Annotated in this window: 20 protein-coding genes; 15 read left to right on the forward strand and 5 right to left on the reverse strand. The window is 55.7% G+C overall.

The window, feature by feature from the left end; all coding sequences use genetic code 11:
* Window positions 1-129 precede the first annotated feature (129 nt).
* The 7 genes from ACOOFE_RS17380 to ACOOFE_RS17410 all read left to right on the forward strand — a co-directional run bounded on the left by ACOOFE_RS17380 (window position 130) and on the right by ACOOFE_RS17410 (window position 6,575).
* On the forward strand, window positions 130-1,347 hold the full coding sequence (locus ACOOFE_RS17380; protein ID WP_420411212.1) for a glycosyltransferase family protein: 1,218 nt from the start codon (window positions 130-132) through the stop codon (window positions 1,345-1,347).
* A gap of 41 nt (window positions 1,348-1,388) precedes the next feature.
* On the forward strand, window positions 1,389-2,609 hold the full coding sequence (locus ACOOFE_RS17385) for a glycosyltransferase family 4 protein (protein WP_420411213.1): 1,221 nt from the start codon (window positions 1,389-1,391) through the stop codon (window positions 2,607-2,609).
* A 27-nt stretch (window positions 2,610-2,636) separates the two neighbouring features.
* The gene (locus ACOOFE_RS17390; RefSeq protein ID WP_420411214.1) at window positions 2,637-3,791 is read left to right on the forward strand and encodes a glycosyltransferase family 4 protein; all 1,155 of its coding nucleotides are present in this window, start codon (window positions 2,637-2,639) and stop codon (window positions 3,789-3,791) included.
* Window positions 3,792-3,796: 5 nt separating this feature from the next.
* Window positions 3,797-4,954 carry a glycosyltransferase family protein gene (locus tag ACOOFE_RS17395; protein ID WP_420411215.1) on the forward strand — a complete coding sequence of 386 codons (1,158 nt, stop codon included), beginning with the start codon at window positions 3,797-3,799 and terminating at the stop codon, window positions 4,952-4,954.
* Window positions 4,951-5,709 carry a polysaccharide deacetylase family protein gene (locus ACOOFE_RS17400; protein WP_420411216.1) on the forward strand — a complete coding sequence of 253 codons (759 nt, stop codon included), beginning with the start codon at window positions 4,951-4,953 and terminating at the stop codon, window positions 5,707-5,709. Before ACOOFE_RS17395 ends, ACOOFE_RS17400 begins: the two co-directional genes overlap by 4 nt.
* Before the next feature lie 202 nt (window positions 5,710-5,911).
* Window positions 5,912-6,157, forward strand: a complete 246-nt coding sequence (locus ACOOFE_RS17405; protein ID WP_420411217.1) for a hypothetical protein — start codon at window positions 5,912-5,914, stop codon at window positions 6,155-6,157.
* Window positions 6,158-6,269: 112 nt separating this feature from the next.
* Entirely contained in the window at window positions 6,270-6,575 is a 306-nt protein-coding gene (locus ACOOFE_RS17410) for a DUF3088 domain-containing protein (RefSeq protein WP_420411218.1), read from the forward strand.
* Between the two features lie 200 nt (window positions 6,576-6,775).
* On the opposite strand, the gene ACOOFE_RS17415 is transcribed toward ACOOFE_RS17410, so the two are convergent.
* Window positions 6,776-7,273 carry a peptide-methionine (S)-S-oxide reductase gene (locus tag ACOOFE_RS17415; protein WP_420411219.1) on the reverse strand — a complete coding sequence of 166 codons (498 nt, stop codon included), beginning with the start codon at window positions 7,271-7,273 and terminating at the stop codon, window positions 6,776-6,778.
* A 202-nt stretch (window positions 7,274-7,475) separates the two neighbouring features.
* Between ACOOFE_RS17415 and nthA the strand changes: the two genes are divergently transcribed.
* From nthA to ACOOFE_RS17435, 4 genes are read left to right on the forward strand one after another with little or no spacing between them, the layout of a single operon-like run.
* Window positions 7,476-8,108, forward strand: a complete 633-nt coding sequence (gene nthA, locus ACOOFE_RS17420) for a nitrile hydratase subunit alpha (RefSeq protein WP_420411220.1) — start codon at window positions 7,476-7,478, stop codon at window positions 8,106-8,108.
* Window positions 8,105-8,764 carry a nitrile hydratase subunit beta gene (nthB, locus tag ACOOFE_RS17425; RefSeq protein ID WP_420411221.1) on the forward strand — a complete coding sequence of 220 codons (660 nt, stop codon included), beginning with the start codon at window positions 8,105-8,107 and terminating at the stop codon, window positions 8,762-8,764. Before nthA ends, nthB begins: the two co-directional genes overlap by 4 nt.
* Window positions 8,751-9,104, forward strand: coding sequence for a nitrile hydratase accessory protein (locus tag ACOOFE_RS17430; protein WP_420411222.1), 354 nt, complete (start codon window positions 8,751-8,753; stop codon window positions 9,102-9,104). The genes nthB and ACOOFE_RS17430 overlap by 14 nt, the downstream gene beginning before the upstream one ends.
* A 1-nt stretch (window position 9,105) precedes the next feature.
* Window positions 9,106-9,564 carry a methyltransferase family protein gene (locus ACOOFE_RS17435; protein WP_420411223.1) on the forward strand — a complete coding sequence of 153 codons (459 nt, stop codon included), beginning with the start codon at window positions 9,106-9,108 and terminating at the stop codon, window positions 9,562-9,564.
* A gap of 55 nt (window positions 9,565-9,619) precedes the next feature.
* Here the strand turns inward: ACOOFE_RS17435 and ACOOFE_RS17440 are convergent, their stop codons facing one another.
* Window positions 9,620-10,531 (reverse strand): SRPBCC family protein, encoded by a 912-nt coding sequence (locus ACOOFE_RS17440; protein WP_420411224.1) that lies wholly within the window; start codon window positions 10,529-10,531, stop codon window positions 9,620-9,622.
* Between the two features lie 112 nt (window positions 10,532-10,643).
* Between ACOOFE_RS17440 and ACOOFE_RS17445 the strand changes: the two genes are divergently transcribed.
* On the forward strand, window positions 10,644-11,429 hold the full coding sequence (locus ACOOFE_RS17445; RefSeq protein ID WP_420411225.1) for a helix-turn-helix domain-containing protein: 786 nt from the start codon (window positions 10,644-10,646) through the stop codon (window positions 11,427-11,429).
* Window positions 11,430-11,438: 9 nt separating this feature from the next.
* Here ACOOFE_RS17445 and ACOOFE_RS17450 read toward each other — a convergent pair whose 3' ends face one another.
* A complete protein-coding gene (locus tag ACOOFE_RS17450) occupies window positions 11,439-12,329 on the reverse strand; it encodes a LysR family transcriptional regulator (RefSeq protein WP_420411226.1) in 891 nt (296 codons plus the stop codon).
* Between the two features lie 98 nt (window positions 12,330-12,427).
* Here ACOOFE_RS17450 and ACOOFE_RS17455 point away from each other — a divergent pair, with 98 nt between their 5' ends.
* Together ACOOFE_RS17455 and ACOOFE_RS17460 are read left to right on the forward strand one after the other, a co-directional pair.
* Window positions 12,428-12,715, forward strand: a complete 288-nt coding sequence (locus ACOOFE_RS17455; RefSeq protein WP_141187491.1) for a DUF1330 domain-containing protein — start codon at window positions 12,428-12,430, stop codon at window positions 12,713-12,715.
* Window positions 12,716-13,232: 517 nt separating this feature from the next.
* Window positions 13,233-14,609, forward strand: coding sequence for a tetratricopeptide repeat protein (locus tag ACOOFE_RS17460; protein ID WP_420411227.1), 1,377 nt, complete (start codon window positions 13,233-13,235; stop codon window positions 14,607-14,609).
* Between the two features lie 37 nt (window positions 14,610-14,646).
* On the opposite strand, the gene ACOOFE_RS17465 is transcribed toward ACOOFE_RS17460, so the two are convergent.
* Window positions 14,647-14,811, reverse strand: coding sequence for a hypothetical protein (locus ACOOFE_RS17465; RefSeq protein WP_420411228.1), 165 nt, complete (start codon window positions 14,809-14,811; stop codon window positions 14,647-14,649).
* A 219-nt stretch (window positions 14,812-15,030) separates the two neighbouring features.
* Between ACOOFE_RS17465 and ACOOFE_RS17470 the strand changes: the two genes are divergently transcribed.
* Complete coding sequence (locus ACOOFE_RS17470) at window positions 15,031-16,419, forward strand: tetratricopeptide repeat protein (RefSeq protein ID WP_420411229.1); 1,389 nt, start codon at window positions 15,031-15,033, stop codon at window positions 16,417-16,419.
* Window positions 16,420-16,475: 56 nt separating this feature from the next.
* On the opposite strand, the gene ACOOFE_RS17475 is transcribed toward ACOOFE_RS17470, so the two are convergent.
* Window positions 16,476-17,069 carry a class I SAM-dependent methyltransferase gene (locus ACOOFE_RS17475; protein ID WP_420411230.1) on the reverse strand — a complete coding sequence of 198 codons (594 nt, stop codon included), beginning with the start codon at window positions 17,067-17,069 and terminating at the stop codon, window positions 16,476-16,478.
* Between the last annotated feature and the right edge of the window lie 18 nt (window positions 17,070-17,087).

The following is a 17,087-nucleotide window of genomic DNA, read 5'->3' on the forward strand; positions in this document are numbered from 1 at the left end:
CACACAATAATAAATTCGCGCCGCTGCTTCTTGTCGATAGTCACCAGAGTATCTGATATCTGGACGTGACAACGGCTATCCTTATGAGACATAAAGCCTACGGGGCCGCATTACAATTCCAGGGGCAGTATGAGTTCCACCACACCGAAGATCCTGATCTACAGCCATGACTCTTTCGGGCTTGGCCACTTGCGCCGGTGCCGGGCGATTGCCCAGTCTTTGGTCGGCGACTTCAGTACGCTGTCTGTCCTGATTCTGTCAGGCTCACCGATCATTGGCAGTTTTGAGTTCCGTGCGCGGGTTGATTTTGTCCGCATTCCAGGCGTGATCAAGTTACGAAACGGCGAGTACACGCCGCTCTCGCTACACATCAACATCGATCAAACCCTGGCCATCCGGTCCTCCATCATCGAGCATACGGCCAAAGTTTTTGAACCGGATATCTTTATTGTCGACAAGGAACCAACGGGTCTGCGCGGGGAAGTGCTTGGCACTTTGGAAGCACTCAAAGGCACAGACACGCGTCTTGTTTTGGGTTTGCGCGATGTTATGGACGACCCGGAAACGCTTGCAGAGGAATGGGACCGGAAAAACGTCTACCCGGCCTTGGAAAACCTTTACGATGAGATTTGGGTTTATGGCCCGGAGGGAATTTGCGATCCACTCGATGGCTTGGACCTCCCCTCCACGATAACGGACAAGCTTCGCTACACAGGTTATCTGCGCCGGAACTTGCCGAAGTCTGCAGAAGACCAGCCTGCGCCTGCCCCATTTGGTGAAGAGCCGTATATCCTGGTCACGCCAGGCGGCGGCGGGGATGGGGTGGAAATGGTCGATTGGGTCATGAAGGCCTATGAAGCCCGTCAGCGCCCGCTCTTTCCCGCCCTGATTATTCTTGGCCCATTTATGCCGGCTGCCGCGGCAGCCGACTTCACCGAACGGGCCGAACACCTGCGTGACGTGGAGGTTCTGCGCTTCACTCCACAGATTGAGCCTTATTTGAACAGCGCGACTGCAATTGTTGGCATGGGCGGTTACAACACCTTCTGCGAGATCCTGTCGTTCGACAAACCGACCTTGATGGTGCCCCGAGTGGTTCCGCGCAAAGAACAGGCAATCCGGGCTGAGCGGGCTGAAAAAAGTAACCTTTTGAAGGTTCTGCCGATCGATCATTACCCGGACGCGGACCTGATGGCCCTGGCTCTTTCAGAACTGCCGCAATCGCCGCCGCCGAGCACTGCGGGTGTCGACAATCTTCTGGGCGGCCTGGAGGTTGTCGGCCAGCGGGTTGGCGAGATTTTTGCTGAAAAGCAAGAAACCCTTGCACCAAAACTGGTCAATTTCTAACGTCCCGTTCCTGCCAATTCTAAAGATCTGAAGTCTTGTAAATGTCCCGTATTGCCGTAGTGGTCAAAGGCTATCCACGCCTGTCTGAAACTTTTATTGCCCAGGAAATTCTGGGACTGGAACGGCGGGGAATTGAAATTCTGATCGTCGCCCTGCGCCAGCCGTATGACCCGTACATTCATGATCTTCACCGGCAGATTTCAGCCGAAGTGATGTATCTGCCGGAATACGTCAAGGATGACCCGGCCCGGGTTGCCCGGGCCAAGCGTTGGGCTCAAAATCAGCCGACTTACGAAGCCGCCAAAGCGCTGTTCGACAAGGACTTTGCGCAGGAAAGCAATGCCAACCGCCAGCGGCGGTGGGCACAAGGCTGTGTCTTTGCCCATGAACTGCCTGAGGATGTGACTTGGATCCACACGCACTATCTGCATACGCCGTGTTCGGCTTCCCGTTACGCGGCCCATTTGGCAGGCCGGCAATGGTCGTTTTCCGCCCATGCCAAGGATATCTGGACCAGTCCGGAGTGGGATCTTCGGACCAAACTGGATGACGCTGCCTGGGGCGTCACCTGTACCGGTGTGAACGCAGAATATCTCAAAGGCCTTAGCAAGGATCCCGACAAGGTGGAGCTTGTCTATCACGGCCTGGACTTCTGTGGCTTCCCAATGCCCTCGGAAACACCGTCAGCACGGGACGGCAGCGGCGCGCCGGTACAACTTCTTTCCGTTGGCCGTGCGGTGGAAAAGAAAGGCTACAACGACCTTTTGACCGCGCTTAACAAGCTGCCGGATGACCTCAACTGGCACTTCACGCATATCGGCGGCGGCGCGCTTTCGGAAAAACTGAAAGCCCGGTCAGAAAAACTTGGATTGTCGGACAAGATTACCTGGCGCGGGGCACAGCCACGCGAAGAGGTGATCAAGTCGTGCCAGGAAGCGGATCTCTTCGTCCTGCCGTCCAAACTCACCAAATCCGGCGACCGCGATGGCATCCCGAACGTTTTGATGGAAGCCCAATCCATGGGCATTTGCTGCCTGTCGACCAATGTCTCGGCCATACCTGAACTGATCACAGATGGGGAAACGGGCCGACTTGTCCCGCCAGCCGAACCGGCAACTCTTGCCAAGGCCCTGGAAGAGCTGATTAAAGACCCGAAGGAACGCGACCGGCTTGGCCACGCATCGGCCGGCAACGTGCGCACAAACTTTGCAACACACCCGGGACTGGATCATCTGGCGGAGAAATTCCGAAAAGTGATTTAGGACCCAAAACGAAAAGAGCCATCCTCCGTGAAGATTGCCTTCACAGCCCCGATGAAGCCGCTGGACGATCCACAGCCGTCGGGCGACCGCACCATGGGCCGGCTGATCCTAAAGGCGTTGGAAATTGGCGGTCATGAGGTTCGCATCGCGACCCGCTTTCGCGCCTGGCGCAAGGAGGGTGGTGACAATGCTCTGCTGGCGGTCAAGAAAGCTGCACTGGAAGAAGCTGAACGGATTGGCGATGCCTGGACACGTGAAGGCTACCGGCCGGACCTTTTCCTGACCTATCACCTTTATCACAAGGCCCCGGACTGGATCGGTCCTGCGCTGGCCGACCGCTTTGACGTGCCTTATGCCGTGATTGAGGCAAGCCGCGCCCGCAAACGCCGCGCAGGCCCTTGGGCTGTTGGCTTTCAAGGAGCTGATGATGCGCTGAAACGCGCCGATGGGATAGCCGCACTCCACAACTGGGACCGGGACCGTCTCTTGCCGTTTTTTGAAGAAACGGGAACCGTTCCCGCTGAGCGGCTGCGAACGGTTTTACCGTTTCTCGATCTGAGCGCCTTTGAATCATCCGCTAGCGTTTCCCCCCGCACGGAGCCTGCAGAACCTTTGAAACTGTTGACGGTTGGCATGATGCGCGTGGGGGACAAGACGGCCTCCTATGAGGTGCTGGCAGCAGCGCTTTCAGAACTTGTAGACCGTCCCTGGCATCTGACAATTGTTGGCGACGGGCCGAACCGCGAGAAAATTCTCAGAAAGTTCCCGCAAGACAGGATCACCTGGCTTGGCGCGCTTTCCCCGGAAAACGTGATTGCCGAATATCCGAAGCATGATCTGTTTGTCTGGCCGGCGATCCGGGAAAGCTTTGGGTTTGTGCTGCTCGAAGCCCAGGCCTCCGGCCTCGGCGTGATTGCCGGGGATGCGCTCGGTGTCCCGGAAATCATGGCCGATGGCACTTCCGGACTGCTAGCGCCGGAAGGCGATTCCTCAGCGTTTGCCGCCAAGCTGCGGCAGGTTCTGGACACTCCGGCGCTTGCTAGGCGGTTCGGGGAAGCCGCCAGAACCCGCATGATCGAGGTGCATTCGCTTCAGGCAGGCGCGGAACGGCTTGACGCCTTTCTCAAAGCCGCACTAGACCACTACCAACACCGCCAGCTTGACCAAGCCAAGGATCGCTGAACACCATGCCTCTTTCCGCCTTTATCTACGTTCAACATCTTTTGGGCACAGGCCATGTGGTCCGAGCAACGGCGATCGGCAAGAAGCTCGCCGAACGCGGTGTCGAAGTTACCCTGGCCTCCGGCAACCAAATCCCGCCAACGCTCGATGTCGAAGGCCTTGAAATTGTCGAACTGCCGGGCGCCAAGACAGCGAATGCCGAATTCTCCCGGCTGATCACGCTCGACGGCAAGGATCTGGATGACGACTGGCGGGCAATGCGAACTGCCGCAACCCTCAAGGCCTTCGCCGCCAAGCCCTACGACCTTCTTTTGACCGAGACCTACCCTTTTGGCCGCCGGCAGTTCGAGTTTGAGCTCTCTGTCTTGATGGACACCGCGAAAAACCGGGACAATCCACCGGTGATCGCCAGTTCCATCCGCGATATTCTCGTGCCCAAGCAGCAGCTCTGGAAAGAAGAGTGGATGGCCGACAAGGCCCGCGATTATTTCGACACGGTGCTGATCCACGCCGATCCGGATTTCATCACGCTGGCCGACAGTTTTCCCTTTGCCCACAAGGTGGAAGACCTTCTGGCCTACACCGGTTACGTCGTGCGTGAGGGCGACCGGCCAGAACCGCCGGACGGCGACGGCGAAGACGAGGTTGTCGTTTCCTGCGGCGGTGGTGCCATGTCGGAAAGCCTGCTCAGCGCGGCCATCGATGCCAGGCTCCTTTCCCGGCGGGCTGGAGACTGCACCTGGCGGGTTCTGGCCGGCCACAATGTGCCGGAAGACGAATATCAGGACTACCGGAGCCGCGCCGGCGACGGCGTCATTGTGGAGCGGGCCCGGCCCGATTTTCCAGGTCTTTTGAAACGCGCACGTCTCTCCATTAGCCAGGGCGGCTACAACACGGTTCTTGACGTTTTAGAAGCCGGGGTTCCCTCCGTGATCGTGCCCTTCGCGCTGGCGACGGAAACCGAGCAGGAGCAACGGGCCAAGGCCCTGGCAAACCATGGCCGGGTGGTGGTCGCCAGCGAGGACATGCTGACACCGGAGCGTCTTGCACAGGCCGCCGACGATGCGCTGGCACTGCCCCGCAGTCATCACAAGGTTCTTTTGGGCGGCGCGGATCGCAGTGCAGACATCTTGATGGAAAAACTTAAAGGCCGCAGCGCATGAACGCGGATCTCGACCGCTTCCGCTCAGAGCTGACGGCCCATCTGGACTGGTTCGCCGAGCACGGCCGCAAGGTCCGGTTTTGGTGGCGTGACGATGACGCGTTTGAGCCGACGCCACAGCTCGACCGGATGCTTGGGCTTGCCAACAAACACAATGTTGAAATCGGTCTCGCCGTTATTCCGAAAAACGCCGGCGAGGCCTTAAGCGCCCGCCTGGAGATCGAACCGCGTGCACAAGTGCTGCAACATGGCTGGCACCACAAGAATTATCAGCGCAAGGATCTTGGCGAGCGCGCGGCCGAACTCGGCAGCCGCCGGGACATGGACGAACTGCGCGCCCAGCTCTCGGATGGCAAGGCGAACCTTGAGCGCCTCTTCGGCACCAAATTCATTCCGGCGATGGTGCCGCCGTGGAACCGGATTGCCCGGCCGGTTGCCGATATGCTGCCGGAGATAGGCCTGCCGGGTCTCTCGACCTTTACCTGGCTCAACGCACCGCGCGCCCATCAGGTCCAAAGCCACGTCGACATCATCAAGTGGAAACGCGAAGTCCGCTACATCGGCTGGAAAAGCGCGGCACAGCGGTTTGACCTGCAACTCTGCCGCCGCCGGACCAACCCACAGGAGCCGCTCGGCATTCTGACCCACCATTTGGTTCATGACGACGGTTGCTGGGAGTTTCTGGACGAGTTTCTCGCCATTGCCGCCCACCACCCGGGAGCTGAGTGGCCACACATCAAAGATCTTTTCAGCTGAAAATCCACTATGGCGGAAGACTTATGATCATTTCGAAAATACTGAAACTTCCCAGCATAGTCCGTAATTCATACTATATGCACAAGCTTTTGGATTTAATGGAAAAGCAAAATTACGAAGTGGCAGTCATTACATCGAAAAAATCAACTCGCTTTACTTAAAAACAGAAAGTCTGCTGATCAGGGCTTATGCACTTAACAAATTGAATGAACCCACCGACTTGATTGATTCAACGGTTCAAGATGCGCTCGATCACATTGAATATCGTCGCTGTCGCGACGTTGACGCCGCCTATATCTATGCTTTTGCGGATGCGGTGAGCTCTGATGGGTTAAATATTACGCCTTACAAGAGAGGTGCCTTTGATCCGCTCCAGAACCATCTCCATCTTGTCACCAGCAGTCTCAAAAGAGCTTTGCCGCTGGATTTTCCCGACATCGGGAGTTGAATCAGTTATTTGATGTGTTTGAAACTGATACCTATGGCTGTTCGGCAAGCGGGTACGATGTACAAGACGTTTGAGCCACACACCCGACACGCAGACATCTGAGATTTCTGTTATGACCGACACCCTTTATCTGCTGACACCCGGATTTGAAGATCCCTCCTATCCGGACACAACCTTCTATTGCTGGCACTGCGCCTTGATGGAAGGAGTCTTGGCGTCTTTCCCGGAACTTGGTGCGGACCTGGACGTCAAACGTATTCCCTGGCCACGCCCGCGCACCGAGATCGTTGAGCTTTTGGGGGAAGAAAACCAAAGCCTGCCGGTGCTGATCCTGGACGACGGCGGTTTTATTGACGACAAGGATTCCATCCTGGAAGCGCTCACAGAACGTCACGGATTTCCTGAGCCTCATCCATAGAAGATTGTTGCGATGGAGCCGGCGGAATATACTTGCTTAGTCTTTGCCGTCATCCCGGACAAGCGCAGCGCAGATCCGGGATCCACTCGTTTGCAGAGCTGACGGTGAAAGCACATTCTCTTCGGCAGATGGCGCTGAGAGTAGACCCCGAATTCTTCGCGTTGCTTCGTCCGGGATGACATCAATGGGTGTGGGTCTCCCTACTCCGCCGCCTCGACGTCTTGCCGCAGGACAGCCGCGTAGTCCCGCCGGAGGAGCGCCAATTTCGGATCAATGTAACTCTTGCAGAAGGGCCGGTCCGGGCCTTTTAGATAGTAGTTCTGGAACTGGTCGTCAGACGCCTTGAAGTCCGCCAGGAACAAGGCTTTGGTGACAAGCGGTTCGTCAAAACCCTTTTGGAGTTTGTGCAGAACACGCCCGACGCGGACGCCGGTCCCGGCGTCATAGACGTAGATCGCACTGCGGTATTTGCCACGCATCTTGTGGTGCGAGGTCGCTGCGTGGGTGCGCAAGTGGACTTCGATTAAAACCTCGAGAGGGAGTTCTGCAGGATCGAAAGTGACCAAGACTGCTTCCGACCACGACGCATTGGGCGGATCAGAACGGATAAAGCCCTGTTCCACCTGAGAAATGCCAGCAAGTGTCTGAAAGACGGCTTCGGTGCACCAATGGCAGCCGCCGCCAAGCCCGATCTTCACCTCAGTCTCCAATGTCCTTAAGAGAACCTCCATTCTGCCGGTCTGATATGGATATTCAAAACGCCTTGACCAAGATTCCCCCAAGACAAGTCAAGATTTGTGATCAGCCCCCTCTTGGCGCGCCTGTTCCTGCGCCTTAAGGTTCAGATTCCTAATCAGGTTTGCGGCGGCGCGCCTTGTGCGGTCTACTCTTGGAGCCATCATGTCTCACGATCACAACCATGATCACGATCATTCGGAACTCTCCGAAATCGAATTGCGCGTGCGGGCGCTGGAAACGCTTTTGACCGACAAGGGATACATCGATCCTCCGGCGCTCGATGAGCTGATCGAGACCTATGAAACCAAAATCGGCCCGAAAAACGGCGCCCGGGTGGTGGCAAAAGCCTGGTCTGATCCGAATTATCTGGACCGGCTGCGAAGCGATGCGACCGCAGCGATTGCCGAATTCGGTTTCACCGGCCGTCAGGGTGAACACATGGTGATTGCCGAAAATACTGAAGACACCCACAACATGGTCGTCTGCACCTTGTGTTCCTGTTACCCGTGGACCGTTTTGGGCCTGCCGCCGGTCTGGTACAAATCCGCGCCCTACCGCTCCCGTGCGGTGCGCGACCCGCGCGGGGTTCTGGCTGAATTTGGTGTCACCCTGCCGGAGGACAAAGAAATCCGGGTGTGGGATTCGACTGCAGAAGTCCGCTATCTGGTGATCCCAGAGCGGCCTGCGGGCACTGAAGACTGGCCGGAGGAAAAACTCGCTGAGCTCGTGACCCGGGACAGTATGATCGGCACTGGTCTCGCTCTCGATCCCGCCACTTTGGAGGCGTCTTCATGAATGGCGCTCAGGATCTCGGCGGTCAAATGGGCTTCGGCCCGATTGAACTGGAAGAAAACGAGCCGAATTTTCACGCCAAGTGGGAAGAACGGGCCTTTGCCATCACGCTCGCCATGGGCGCGACCGGCAGCTGGAACATCGACACCTCGCGCCATGCCCGCGAAACGTTGCCGCCGCCGGTCTATCTAACCTCCAGCTACTACAAAATCTGGACGCTCGGACTGGAAAAGCTCTGTCTCGACAAAGATCTGATCACCAAAGAAGAACTTGATAGCGGCACGGCTCAAGACCCGGCGAAACCAGTCAAACAGATCCTCAAGGCAGACAATGTCGCCGCCGTTTTGGCCAAGGGCGGACCGGCAGACCGGCCGGGAAACGCCCCTGCCCGCTTCAAGACGGGTGACAGGATCCGCACCAAACGCATGCACCCGGAAGGCCACACACGCCTGCCGCGCTACGCCCGTGATGCAGTCGGCACCATCGACGCCGTTCATGGAGTGCATGTCTTCCCAGATGCCAATGCCCATGGGCACGGCGAACAGCCCACCTGGCTCTACAGCGTTGCTTTCAAGGGCACCGATATCTGGGGGCCGGACAGCGACCCCAAACTCACTCTTCGGATCGATCTTTGGGAGCCTTATCTTGACCCTGCCTGATCCCGTTCTTAGCACCCCGAAACTGCCGCTCGATCAGGACGGCGGTCCGGTCTTTACCGCACCTTGGGAAGCCAAGGTATTTGCCATGACGCTGCAAGCCTATGAGAGTGGTGTGTTCACTTGGCCGGAATGGGCCGAGACCTTGGGTGCGGAACTCGCCAAAGATCGCGATGGCAGCGGCGAAATGCTCAGCTACTACGATCATTGGCTGAATGCGTTTGAAACCCTGCTTACCCGCAAGGAAGTAGCGGATGCCAGCCAATTACAGGGGCTGCGGGATGCTTGGGACAAGGCGGCCAAATCAACGCCCCACGGCCAGCCGATTGTTTTGGGTAACTGACGTGTCTTTGGAACTAAAAGTCCCGCCCGTTGTGGTTTTTCTGATCGCCTTGGCGCTCCTCTACGCCGGTCATGTCGCCCTTCCCTTTGCCAGCATTTCACCTGCTTTTCAGGGAACTGTAGCCTTTGTCGTCGCGTTGATCGGCTGTGCCTTTGGCGGGCAGGCGGTGGTTGCCTTCATCAAGGCCAAAACCACCGTACATCCAATGAAACCCGAAGAGGCAAGCACGCTAGTCACCACAGGCTTTTTCAAGGTGAGCCGCAATCCGATGTATTTCGGGCTCCTGTGCCTTCTGCTTGCCGCCGGGATCTATTGGGGTACTCTGACGCTGGTTGCTGTCGGCCCCTTGTTCATTTGGTACATGACTGAATTCCAGATAAAGCCCGAGGAAGAACGTCTGAAAGAGGTCTTTGGGGAAGACTATCTGGCGTATCTTGAGAAGGTCCGCCGCTGGATTTGATTACAGGCCGCATGATTATGCGGCCCGGGTCCATTTTTGATAGATGCTAACATCGCTATTCAGCTGCAACTCGAAGGGCCGGTTCGCGCTCTTCCCGTTCCATGCGCTCCGCCCATCTGTCAGCAAGATTGATCATCAGTGCCCGAATGTTGCGAAAGCCGACCAGCTGCATCATCAAAGCGGTAAATCCGTTTTTCGGTTCAACTTTGATGACGACCATAAACTCTGCTGTCGTTCCCTTCGGTGTCACAGACCAACGGCCCTGTACCCGTTTAAACGGATAAGGATAATCGGCCGCGTCCGTGTGGACCTTGAAGCCGAAGACTTTGCCGTCTTGATAAAGGTCGCAGGTTTCCGCCCAGCTCTCCCCTTTTGGGCCGTAGCATTTACGGCGTGTGCTAGGCCCCTCTCCGCTAAGGACATCGACTTTGGACAGATTGTCCGCGACATCGGCGTACCCCGGATGATCAGTCATCACCTGCCAAACCGTTTCTGCGGAGGCGCGCGCCTCCCGGATCACTGATATCTCAAATCCCTTACCAACTTTGGTCATCGAAAACCGGCTGCGGGGCGGTGAAAGCCGCAGTGCTGTCAAAGACTGCGAGACTGCAAATCCGGCTACCCCGGCTGCAACAACAGCCACCGCATACCAACCAAAACTGGTCAAATGCGCGGGAAAAAACACAAGAGCGGCGATACTCGCCAATACCCATGCATCATCCGCAACGGACACAAGATAAAGATCTTTGGAAGTTAAGAACTTGTCCCTGGCGATCAGCGCGACATCGACGGCGAAGATCAAAAGACCGCCCCCAACCAGCGCAGTCCCCAGAACATGGGCGCTTGTTGAGGCCGCAAACAGAAGATCAGCGAAGACACCAGGGAGCAAAAGCAAGGCGAGACCGGAGATCGCGGACGTCGCAGCGTTGGCAGTCAAAATAGTTTGGGCAAATCGGCGTGTAGACATGGCGAACACCTCTCAAAGATTGTGAATGCCACGAAGCATGCCTGATCGCTGAATGATCTCAATTACGTGAGAGGTAATGGACAAACGCGAATGTTCCGCTGAATAGTGAGGCATGTCTGAAAACCACACAGCTTTTCCCAGCCTTTTGAAAACCTGGCGTTCCCGGCGCCGGCTCAGCCAGCTTGACCTTGCGCTTGAAGCGGGTCTTTCCCAGCGGCACATCAGTTTTTTGGAGACCGGCCGGTCACAGCCGAGCCGTGCGGCCATTGCTCAGCTGGGCTTTGCGCTGCAAATGCCGGCGGCCGAAATCGATACCTTGTTGATTTCCGCCGGGTTTGCGGCCCCCTCCATGGACACCCGCTGGAGTGCGGAAACCAGAACCGCCGTGCAGGCTTCCATTGATCATGTTCTGGCAGGCCATGAGCCGTTCCCTGCCTTCAGCGTCGACCGGATCTGGAGCATTCAAAAAGCCAATGCGGCCGCGCAATCGTTCTTCGGCGAAATCGGCAATGTCACGGAGCTCAATATTCTAAGAGCGATCATTATGCCGGGCCCGGTGCGCGACAGCATCGTCAATTGGCAGCCGAACACCCGGGCGCTTATGCGGTTATTAGAGATGGAAGTTGCGCGCCGTCCAAATGACCTCGACGCTCAGGCTCTTTTGAAGGAGCTTGTGGAACAACCCGGTGTACGGGACGCGCTCGAGAGCGCACCAATTTCTGCACCTGTGCCGGTCCTGACCATGAACTTCAAAGTTGGCGATGCAGACCTCAATTTGTTTTCGATGATCGCGACCATCGGCATGAGCGCCGATGCGGCATTGGACGACATCCGGATTGAAACCCTGCTGCCGGCAGACGATGCCACCCGAACCTGGTTTCTAGCGCGCGTACACTAAGCGAGCAGACTATCCCCCGGTGTAAAGGCTGCCTTTTTGCGCAAAAGCCTCTGCGGCAAAACGCATGAACGTTCGAATTCGGGCAACATTTTTCAAGTCCGGATGGGTCAGCAGCCAAATGTCGAGATAATACTCCGGCTCCAGACCGGGCACCCGCATCAGATCCGGATCCGGATCGCCCATGAAACACGGCATGTTCACAATCCCGAGCCCGGCTTTGGCTGCAGCATGGGCGGCAATCATGTCATCGGCCAGCACACTGACATGGGCGTTCGGATACCGGGCCCGGATCCGCTTTGGCACGCGCTGGGAAGCCCATTTGAACACAAGGCAACCGATCGAAATGTCTGAGGGACTGGCCGTTAGCGCATCGCCGAACCGGCGGGCATAGTCTTTGGAGATGTAGTAAGTGCGTTTTTGGCGCGTCGCCATTCTGCCAAACAGTGTCTCATCCGGCTTGTTTGTGACACGCACTGCAACGTCCGCCTCGCGCCGATGCAGGCTCAAGACCTCGTTGGCCGCGATCATCTCCATCTGGATCCGCGGGTGCCGTTCGGCAAAGGCCTTCATGATCTCCGACAGCTGCACCTGAAACATCAACTGCGGCGCGGTGATCCTGAGTGGTCCTTCCAGCCCGGCATCCTGCGCTGTGATGCTGGTGTCGAGCGCCAGCAGTTCTTTTTCCACCCGCGCACCGGTTTCCAAGGCTTCTTGTCCGGCAGCCGTTGGCATAAACCCGTCCGGGATCCGCTCAAACAGACGGGTCCCGAGTTCATCTTCCAGACTGGCAAGGCGCCGCGACACGGTCGAGTGTGTCACCTTTAAAAGACCCGCCGCTTTGGTGATGCTGCCTGCCTTGGCAATGGCGAGCACAAATTTCAGATCGTCCCACTTTTCCATGCTGTGCATTTTTGCACAAAAGCTGTTCGATATTGAAGAATTTTTATCATGCCGCCTCCTGCCTATCTTGATCCCATCGCAACAAAGGAGAGTTCCGCATGACCACTCAAGCACTTGCCCTGATCACAGTTACTGACAAAGACGCCCTCGGCGCTTATCGCGAGAAAGCCCCAGACGCCCTTGCCCGGCACGGCGGCTCGGTCGTGCGCGCAGATCCAGAGCCCGTCGTTCTGGAAACAGCGGGTGATCGGCCGAACATTGCCGCACTGTTGTCCTTCCCGAGTGCCGAAGCGGCACAGGCATGGATCAACGATCCGGATCTTGCCGACGTTCATGCCTTGCGCAACAAGGGCGGCAAATCCACGATTGTTGTCATCCCGAACTGAGCCAATTGGGCATCCGGGTATGCTGCTTTAGAAAAGAAAACGGCCATCAGGTAGTCACCAGATGGCCGGCAGTTTGGGAGGAATGAGCGCGGTAATTAGATGGGGCCACGCGCTGTTTTTATTATCTGGTCCAGCTCAGATTTAGTTTTTCCCTGACTTCTTGAACCAGCGCTTCTTTGCTTATGAGCACATCCGCCTTAAGGCTGTTCGACATAAATCTCGTGCCATTTTCAGCGGTTTCGATGTCTTCAACCAGACTGTCTAGGTCTGTGCATATCTCAAACATTTCCGGATCATTGCCGCATCTTTTTATTATGGCGGCCCAATCTGATGGAAATATCGATTTGATCCTCTGCGTGTTCAACATCGGTCTTCTATGCTCATTTGTATGAGAGCACTTTGCCCGCTGCGGCTGCAGAAACAAGTGAAACACGGTGATAATCACGGTGTTACACGATGTAACGCTGCGTCATTAGCGCTTGTTTTTAAAGCACTTTGGTGAAACTATGATATCCACATGGCAGATCAGGATATCACTAGCAAAGCACGTGAATTTCACGGTGACTCCAACGAAATTCTGACTGCTCTCTCCCAAATATTGGCCAGTTCGAGTTTTTCCAATGCAGAACGGCTGAAGAGTTTTCTTGAATATGTGGTGACCGAGTCGGTCCATGGCCGCGCCGATGCCATCAAGGGCAAAACCATAGCTCTGGATGTCTATGGACGCGGCGTTGAAACCGAAGGCGGTCCGGAAAATGTCGTCCGTGTGGACGCCCGCCGGTTGCGGCGTAGACTTGACGACTATTACGAAACCGACGGCCAGGCAGCCTCGATACGCATTCACATCGATAGCGGCGGCTATGCCCCGCGTTTCGAAGTTTTAGAGGTTTCAGACACGGAGACTGAGACGCCAAAATCAACATCGATCGTCGATCAACGAAACTCTGTGAGGCGTTTCCCGTCGATCTATCTCCTTCTGGTCGGCCTGACTGCGGTCTTCGCAATCATCTTTTTCGCAGGGTATCGGGTTCTTTTCCCTCTCTCAGAGGAGGTTGCCGAGCTACCAGAAAGCCGGGCACCTGAACGGCAGGCACTTCTGGAGAAATCTCCGGTATCCCTCCAGGCCGTGAATATGGCAGAGCAAGCGCGAACTTTGATGGTTCCGATCACTGATCTCAAACGTCAAAAACTTGCCCTTGGTTTTTTTGAGCACGCTCAAGAATTGGATCCGAAGTATTTCGGCGGATATGCAGGTGCTGCGCAGATTTTCGGCACACTTGCTTTGTTTTCACTCGATGAAAATGAACGGCAGGCATTGAGTGCGAAAGCCATGGAATTGGCACGACAGGCAATTCAGCTGAACCCGACAGCAGCTTGGGCCCAATCTTCTGCTAGTTGGGCGCATTATGTAAGCGGCAATTTCGAAGAAGCTTTACGAATGTCTGCGCGTGCCTTTGAACTCGACAGAAACGATCCTGCGATAACTGCCGTCTATGCGGTTATTGCGATGACCAGCGGAGACTTCAAATTTGCTCGGGACTTGTCCGACCCAAGCTCCACGACAATAAAAGTCGATCCTAAAACGGGCACTCGCAACACCTACGCCATGACAAATTATTTTTTGGGCAATTATGCAGAAGTGTTGAGTTCCTACCAAACCGCAGCTGAGTTGGGAGAGCCGATCAGTCCTCTCAACATGGCATTTGAGATAGCTGCCTTCCACGCATTGGGTCAGACGGCGGAAGCTCAAAGGAAACTCAAGGCGTTGACAAAAAGTTGGCCAAACATCCCATTGGACAAGATCCTCCGCCGCGGCTTCAAAGACCCCCAGCACCTGGACGACGTCTTCGACCGCTTGATAGATCTTGGCTGGTCCCCTCCTCAATCACCATAACCTGGTACTGCATTTGGACAGCGCCAATTGCGTTTTGTTACCTGGTTCCGCCCAGATTGAGTTTATCCCTGACTTCTTGAACCAGTGCTTCAATGCTTTGCAGAATATCAGCCTTCAAACTATCGGACATAAATGCCTTATTGCTTTCCGCAGTTTCGATATCTGCGGCAAGTCGGTCCAAGTCTTCACAAATTTCAGTCATATCTGGGTCACTGCCGCATTTCTCCAAAACGGCGGCCCATTCTGCAGGAAAAATCGATTTGATCCTCTGCTCGTTCAACATCGGTGTACTGCGCTCACTTTTTTCAAAGAATTGTGCCCGCTTTCAGAACGTGAACAAGTGAAACACGGTGATACCCACAGTGACGCAGCGTCATTTGTCATTGATTTTAAAGCATTTTGATGAAAACATGCGCCCCTCATGGCAAAACAAGCACCCACAGCGGTTACACGTGAATTTCACGGTGACTCGTCAGAGGTTCTGGCGGCGCTGAATGATGTCTTGTCCAGTTCAAGCTTTGCCAATGCCGATCGGCTGAAAAACTTTCTTGAATATGTGGTGCAAGAAACCCTCAAGGGCCGCGCCGAAGCCATAAAGGGCAAAACAATTGCCCAAGATGTCTATGGACGCAGCGCGGCAACGGATGGTGATCCGGAGAATGTCGTCAGGGTGGATGCCCGCAGGCTGCGCCGCAAGCTCGCCGATTACTACAATTCCGAAGGGAAAACGGCTGCAATCCGCATTCACATCGACAGTGGCGGCTATGCGCCCCGCTTCGAAACCGTTGATAGCGTCGAAGATCCACCGGAAGAAACCCAAGCAGATGCAGCCACTCCGGCCCGGAAACATCTCTCTATTCCGACTTCAAGACTTATGGTCGTGGCGTTGCTTGGTGCCATCTTCGCTGCGGTCCTTGGCTCTGGATTTCTGTTTCTTTCCAAGCCGGTCGAGAAACAACAGGCCGCAAGTGGCACCGGCGATTTGTCTTTGGAGCGCCAGGCCCTCTTGGAAAAATCCCCGGCGACGCTGCAAGCATTCAATATGATCGAGCAGGCCCGCCAACTGCTCTTTCCAATTTTCGATCTGGAGCGGCAGCAACTGGCTTTGGGTTTCTTCAAGAAAGCGATCCAGCTAGATCCGGGATATTATCGCGGTTATGCAGGCGCAGGCCTGACAATGGGTACCCTAGCGTTGTTAAGCCCTGGCGGCCCGCAAAAGGAAGAACTCAGGGCATCGGCAACCGAATATGCGCAAAAGGCCGTCGAGCTGAACCCGACAAGTGCCGTGTCTCAATCATCGGCCTCCTGGGTTGCACTAGCAAATGGACAACACGAAGACGCACTACGGTTGTCCAAACGGGCACATGCCCTGGCACCGGATGATCTCAATGTGCTCGGGATTTACGGGATCATTGCGCTTGCCAATGGAGACCCTCAGCTGGCATTCGAGCTCTCCAAGAAACCTATTGAACAAGAAGTGGCGTTGCAAAGGACTGCCATTCGAAATGTCTATGCGGTGGCCAACTATTTCCTTGGCGATTATCACGAAACTTTAGAGGCACTCCAAATCGCTGCGGAACGCGGCGAACCGGTCAGTTCAGGCATGTTGGCCTTTCGGGTCGTTGCTCATCATGCCCTTGGCGAGATGGAAATGGCCCACAAACATGCCAAGGTGCTGCAGGAAAACTGGCCAGTGGCAATTGACAAAGCCTTTGAGCGGATTCTCCGCAACCCAGAACAATCCGCAGACATTGCCCGCCGGCTGCGGGCCTCCGGGTGGAGCCCGCCCGCCAGCGGCACAACTAACTAGCCTGTATCAGTCTGCAAGACTCGGACGGCGCCTTTAAGCAAACCTGACCGGAAAAATCAAACAACCGGCTTCACCAGTCGCATGCGCCAAGTCACATTCTTCTTGTCAGACTGAAGCCGGTAATCGTCCAGAACGTCCCATTTACTGTTATCGCTGGTGGCGTCCCACAGCTTGGCGATCAGCTTGTTGGCACCGGACTCCGGCTTGTTCGGTGCATACATGGAAAGCGCAATGACACCGTCCTTTTTCAAGAAAGGCACATAACGGGAAACAACTGCAGCAGGATCTTCAGCAAAATGCAAAACTTCGTTGAAAACAATCGCTGAGAACTGCTCACCTTCGTTTGGTTCAAACGTGTGCATATCGCCCGCGCGCAAAGAGGCAATCGCCGGATCGACGTCTGCGATTTCCAATGAGGCCGGTGACAGGTCCATACCGACATACCGTTTGACACCCATCGGCTGAAGCCGCTCATAAAGCAAACCTTCGCCACAGCCGATATCCAACACTTCATCCATGGAGTTGGTCAGCGTCAACCACATGCCGATGATGCCATAACGGCCGCTTTCCGGCAGCGAGCGCAAAAAGGCCCAGCGCCCGGCCTCGTATTCTTCATCCCAGCCTTCGGCAGTGCTCGCGTTTTTCGACATGTCTACTCCAATGGACAG

The sequence above is a fragment of the Roseibium sp. genome, assembly GCF_965216085.1.
GTDB lineage: Bacteria > Pseudomonadota > Alphaproteobacteria > Rhizobiales > Stappiaceae > Roseibium.

Excerpts from the sequence above, each read along its gene's own strand:
- ACOOFE_RS17410 (WP_420411218.1), top strand. The coding sequence starts at position 6,270 with ATGACCGACACCCTTTATCTGCTGACACCCGGATTTGAAGATCCCTCC.
- ACOOFE_RS17445 (WP_420411225.1), top strand. The coding sequence starts at position 10,644 with ATGTCTGAAAACCACACAGCTTTTCCCAGCCTTTTGAAAACCTGGCGT.
- ACOOFE_RS17465 (WP_420411228.1), bottom strand. The coding sequence starts at position 14,811 with ATGACTGAAATTTGTGAAGACTTGGACCGACTTGCCGCAGATATCGAA.
- ACOOFE_RS17385 (WP_420411213.1), top strand. The coding sequence starts at position 1,389 with ATGTCCCGTATTGCCGTAGTGGTCAAAGGCTATCCACGCCTGTCTGAA.
- ACOOFE_RS17455 (WP_141187491.1), top strand. The coding sequence starts at position 12,428 with ATGACCACTCAAGCACTTGCCCTGATCACAGTTACTGACAAAGACGCC.
- ACOOFE_RS17450 (WP_420411226.1), bottom strand. The coding sequence starts at position 12,329 with ATGGAAAAGTGGGACGATCTGAAATTTGTGCTCGCCATTGCCAAGGCA.
- ACOOFE_RS17460 (WP_420411227.1), top strand. The coding sequence starts at position 13,233 with ATGGCAGATCAGGATATCACTAGCAAAGCACGTGAATTTCACGGTGAC.
- ACOOFE_RS17380 (WP_420411212.1), top strand. The coding sequence starts at position 130 with ATGAGTTCCACCACACCGAAGATCCTGATCTACAGCCATGACTCTTTC.
- ACOOFE_RS17395 (WP_420411215.1), top strand. The coding sequence starts at position 3,797 with ATGCCTCTTTCCGCCTTTATCTACGTTCAACATCTTTTGGGCACAGGC.
- ACOOFE_RS17470 (WP_420411229.1), top strand. The coding sequence starts at position 15,031 with ATGGCAAAACAAGCACCCACAGCGGTTACACGTGAATTTCACGGTGAC.
- ACOOFE_RS17400 (WP_420411216.1), top strand. The coding sequence starts at position 4,951 with ATGAACGCGGATCTCGACCGCTTCCGCTCAGAGCTGACGGCCCATCTG.
- ACOOFE_RS17440 (WP_420411224.1), bottom strand. The coding sequence starts at position 10,531 with ATGTCTACACGCCGATTTGCCCAAACTATTTTGACTGCCAACGCTGCG.
- nthA (WP_420411220.1), top strand. The coding sequence starts at position 7,476 with ATGTCTCACGATCACAACCATGATCACGATCATTCGGAACTCTCCGAA.
- ACOOFE_RS17475 (WP_420411230.1), bottom strand. The coding sequence starts at position 17,069 with ATGTCGAAAAACGCGAGCACTGCCGAAGGCTGGGATGAAGAATACGAG.
- nthB (WP_420411221.1), top strand. The coding sequence starts at position 8,105 with ATGAATGGCGCTCAGGATCTCGGCGGTCAAATGGGCTTCGGCCCGATT.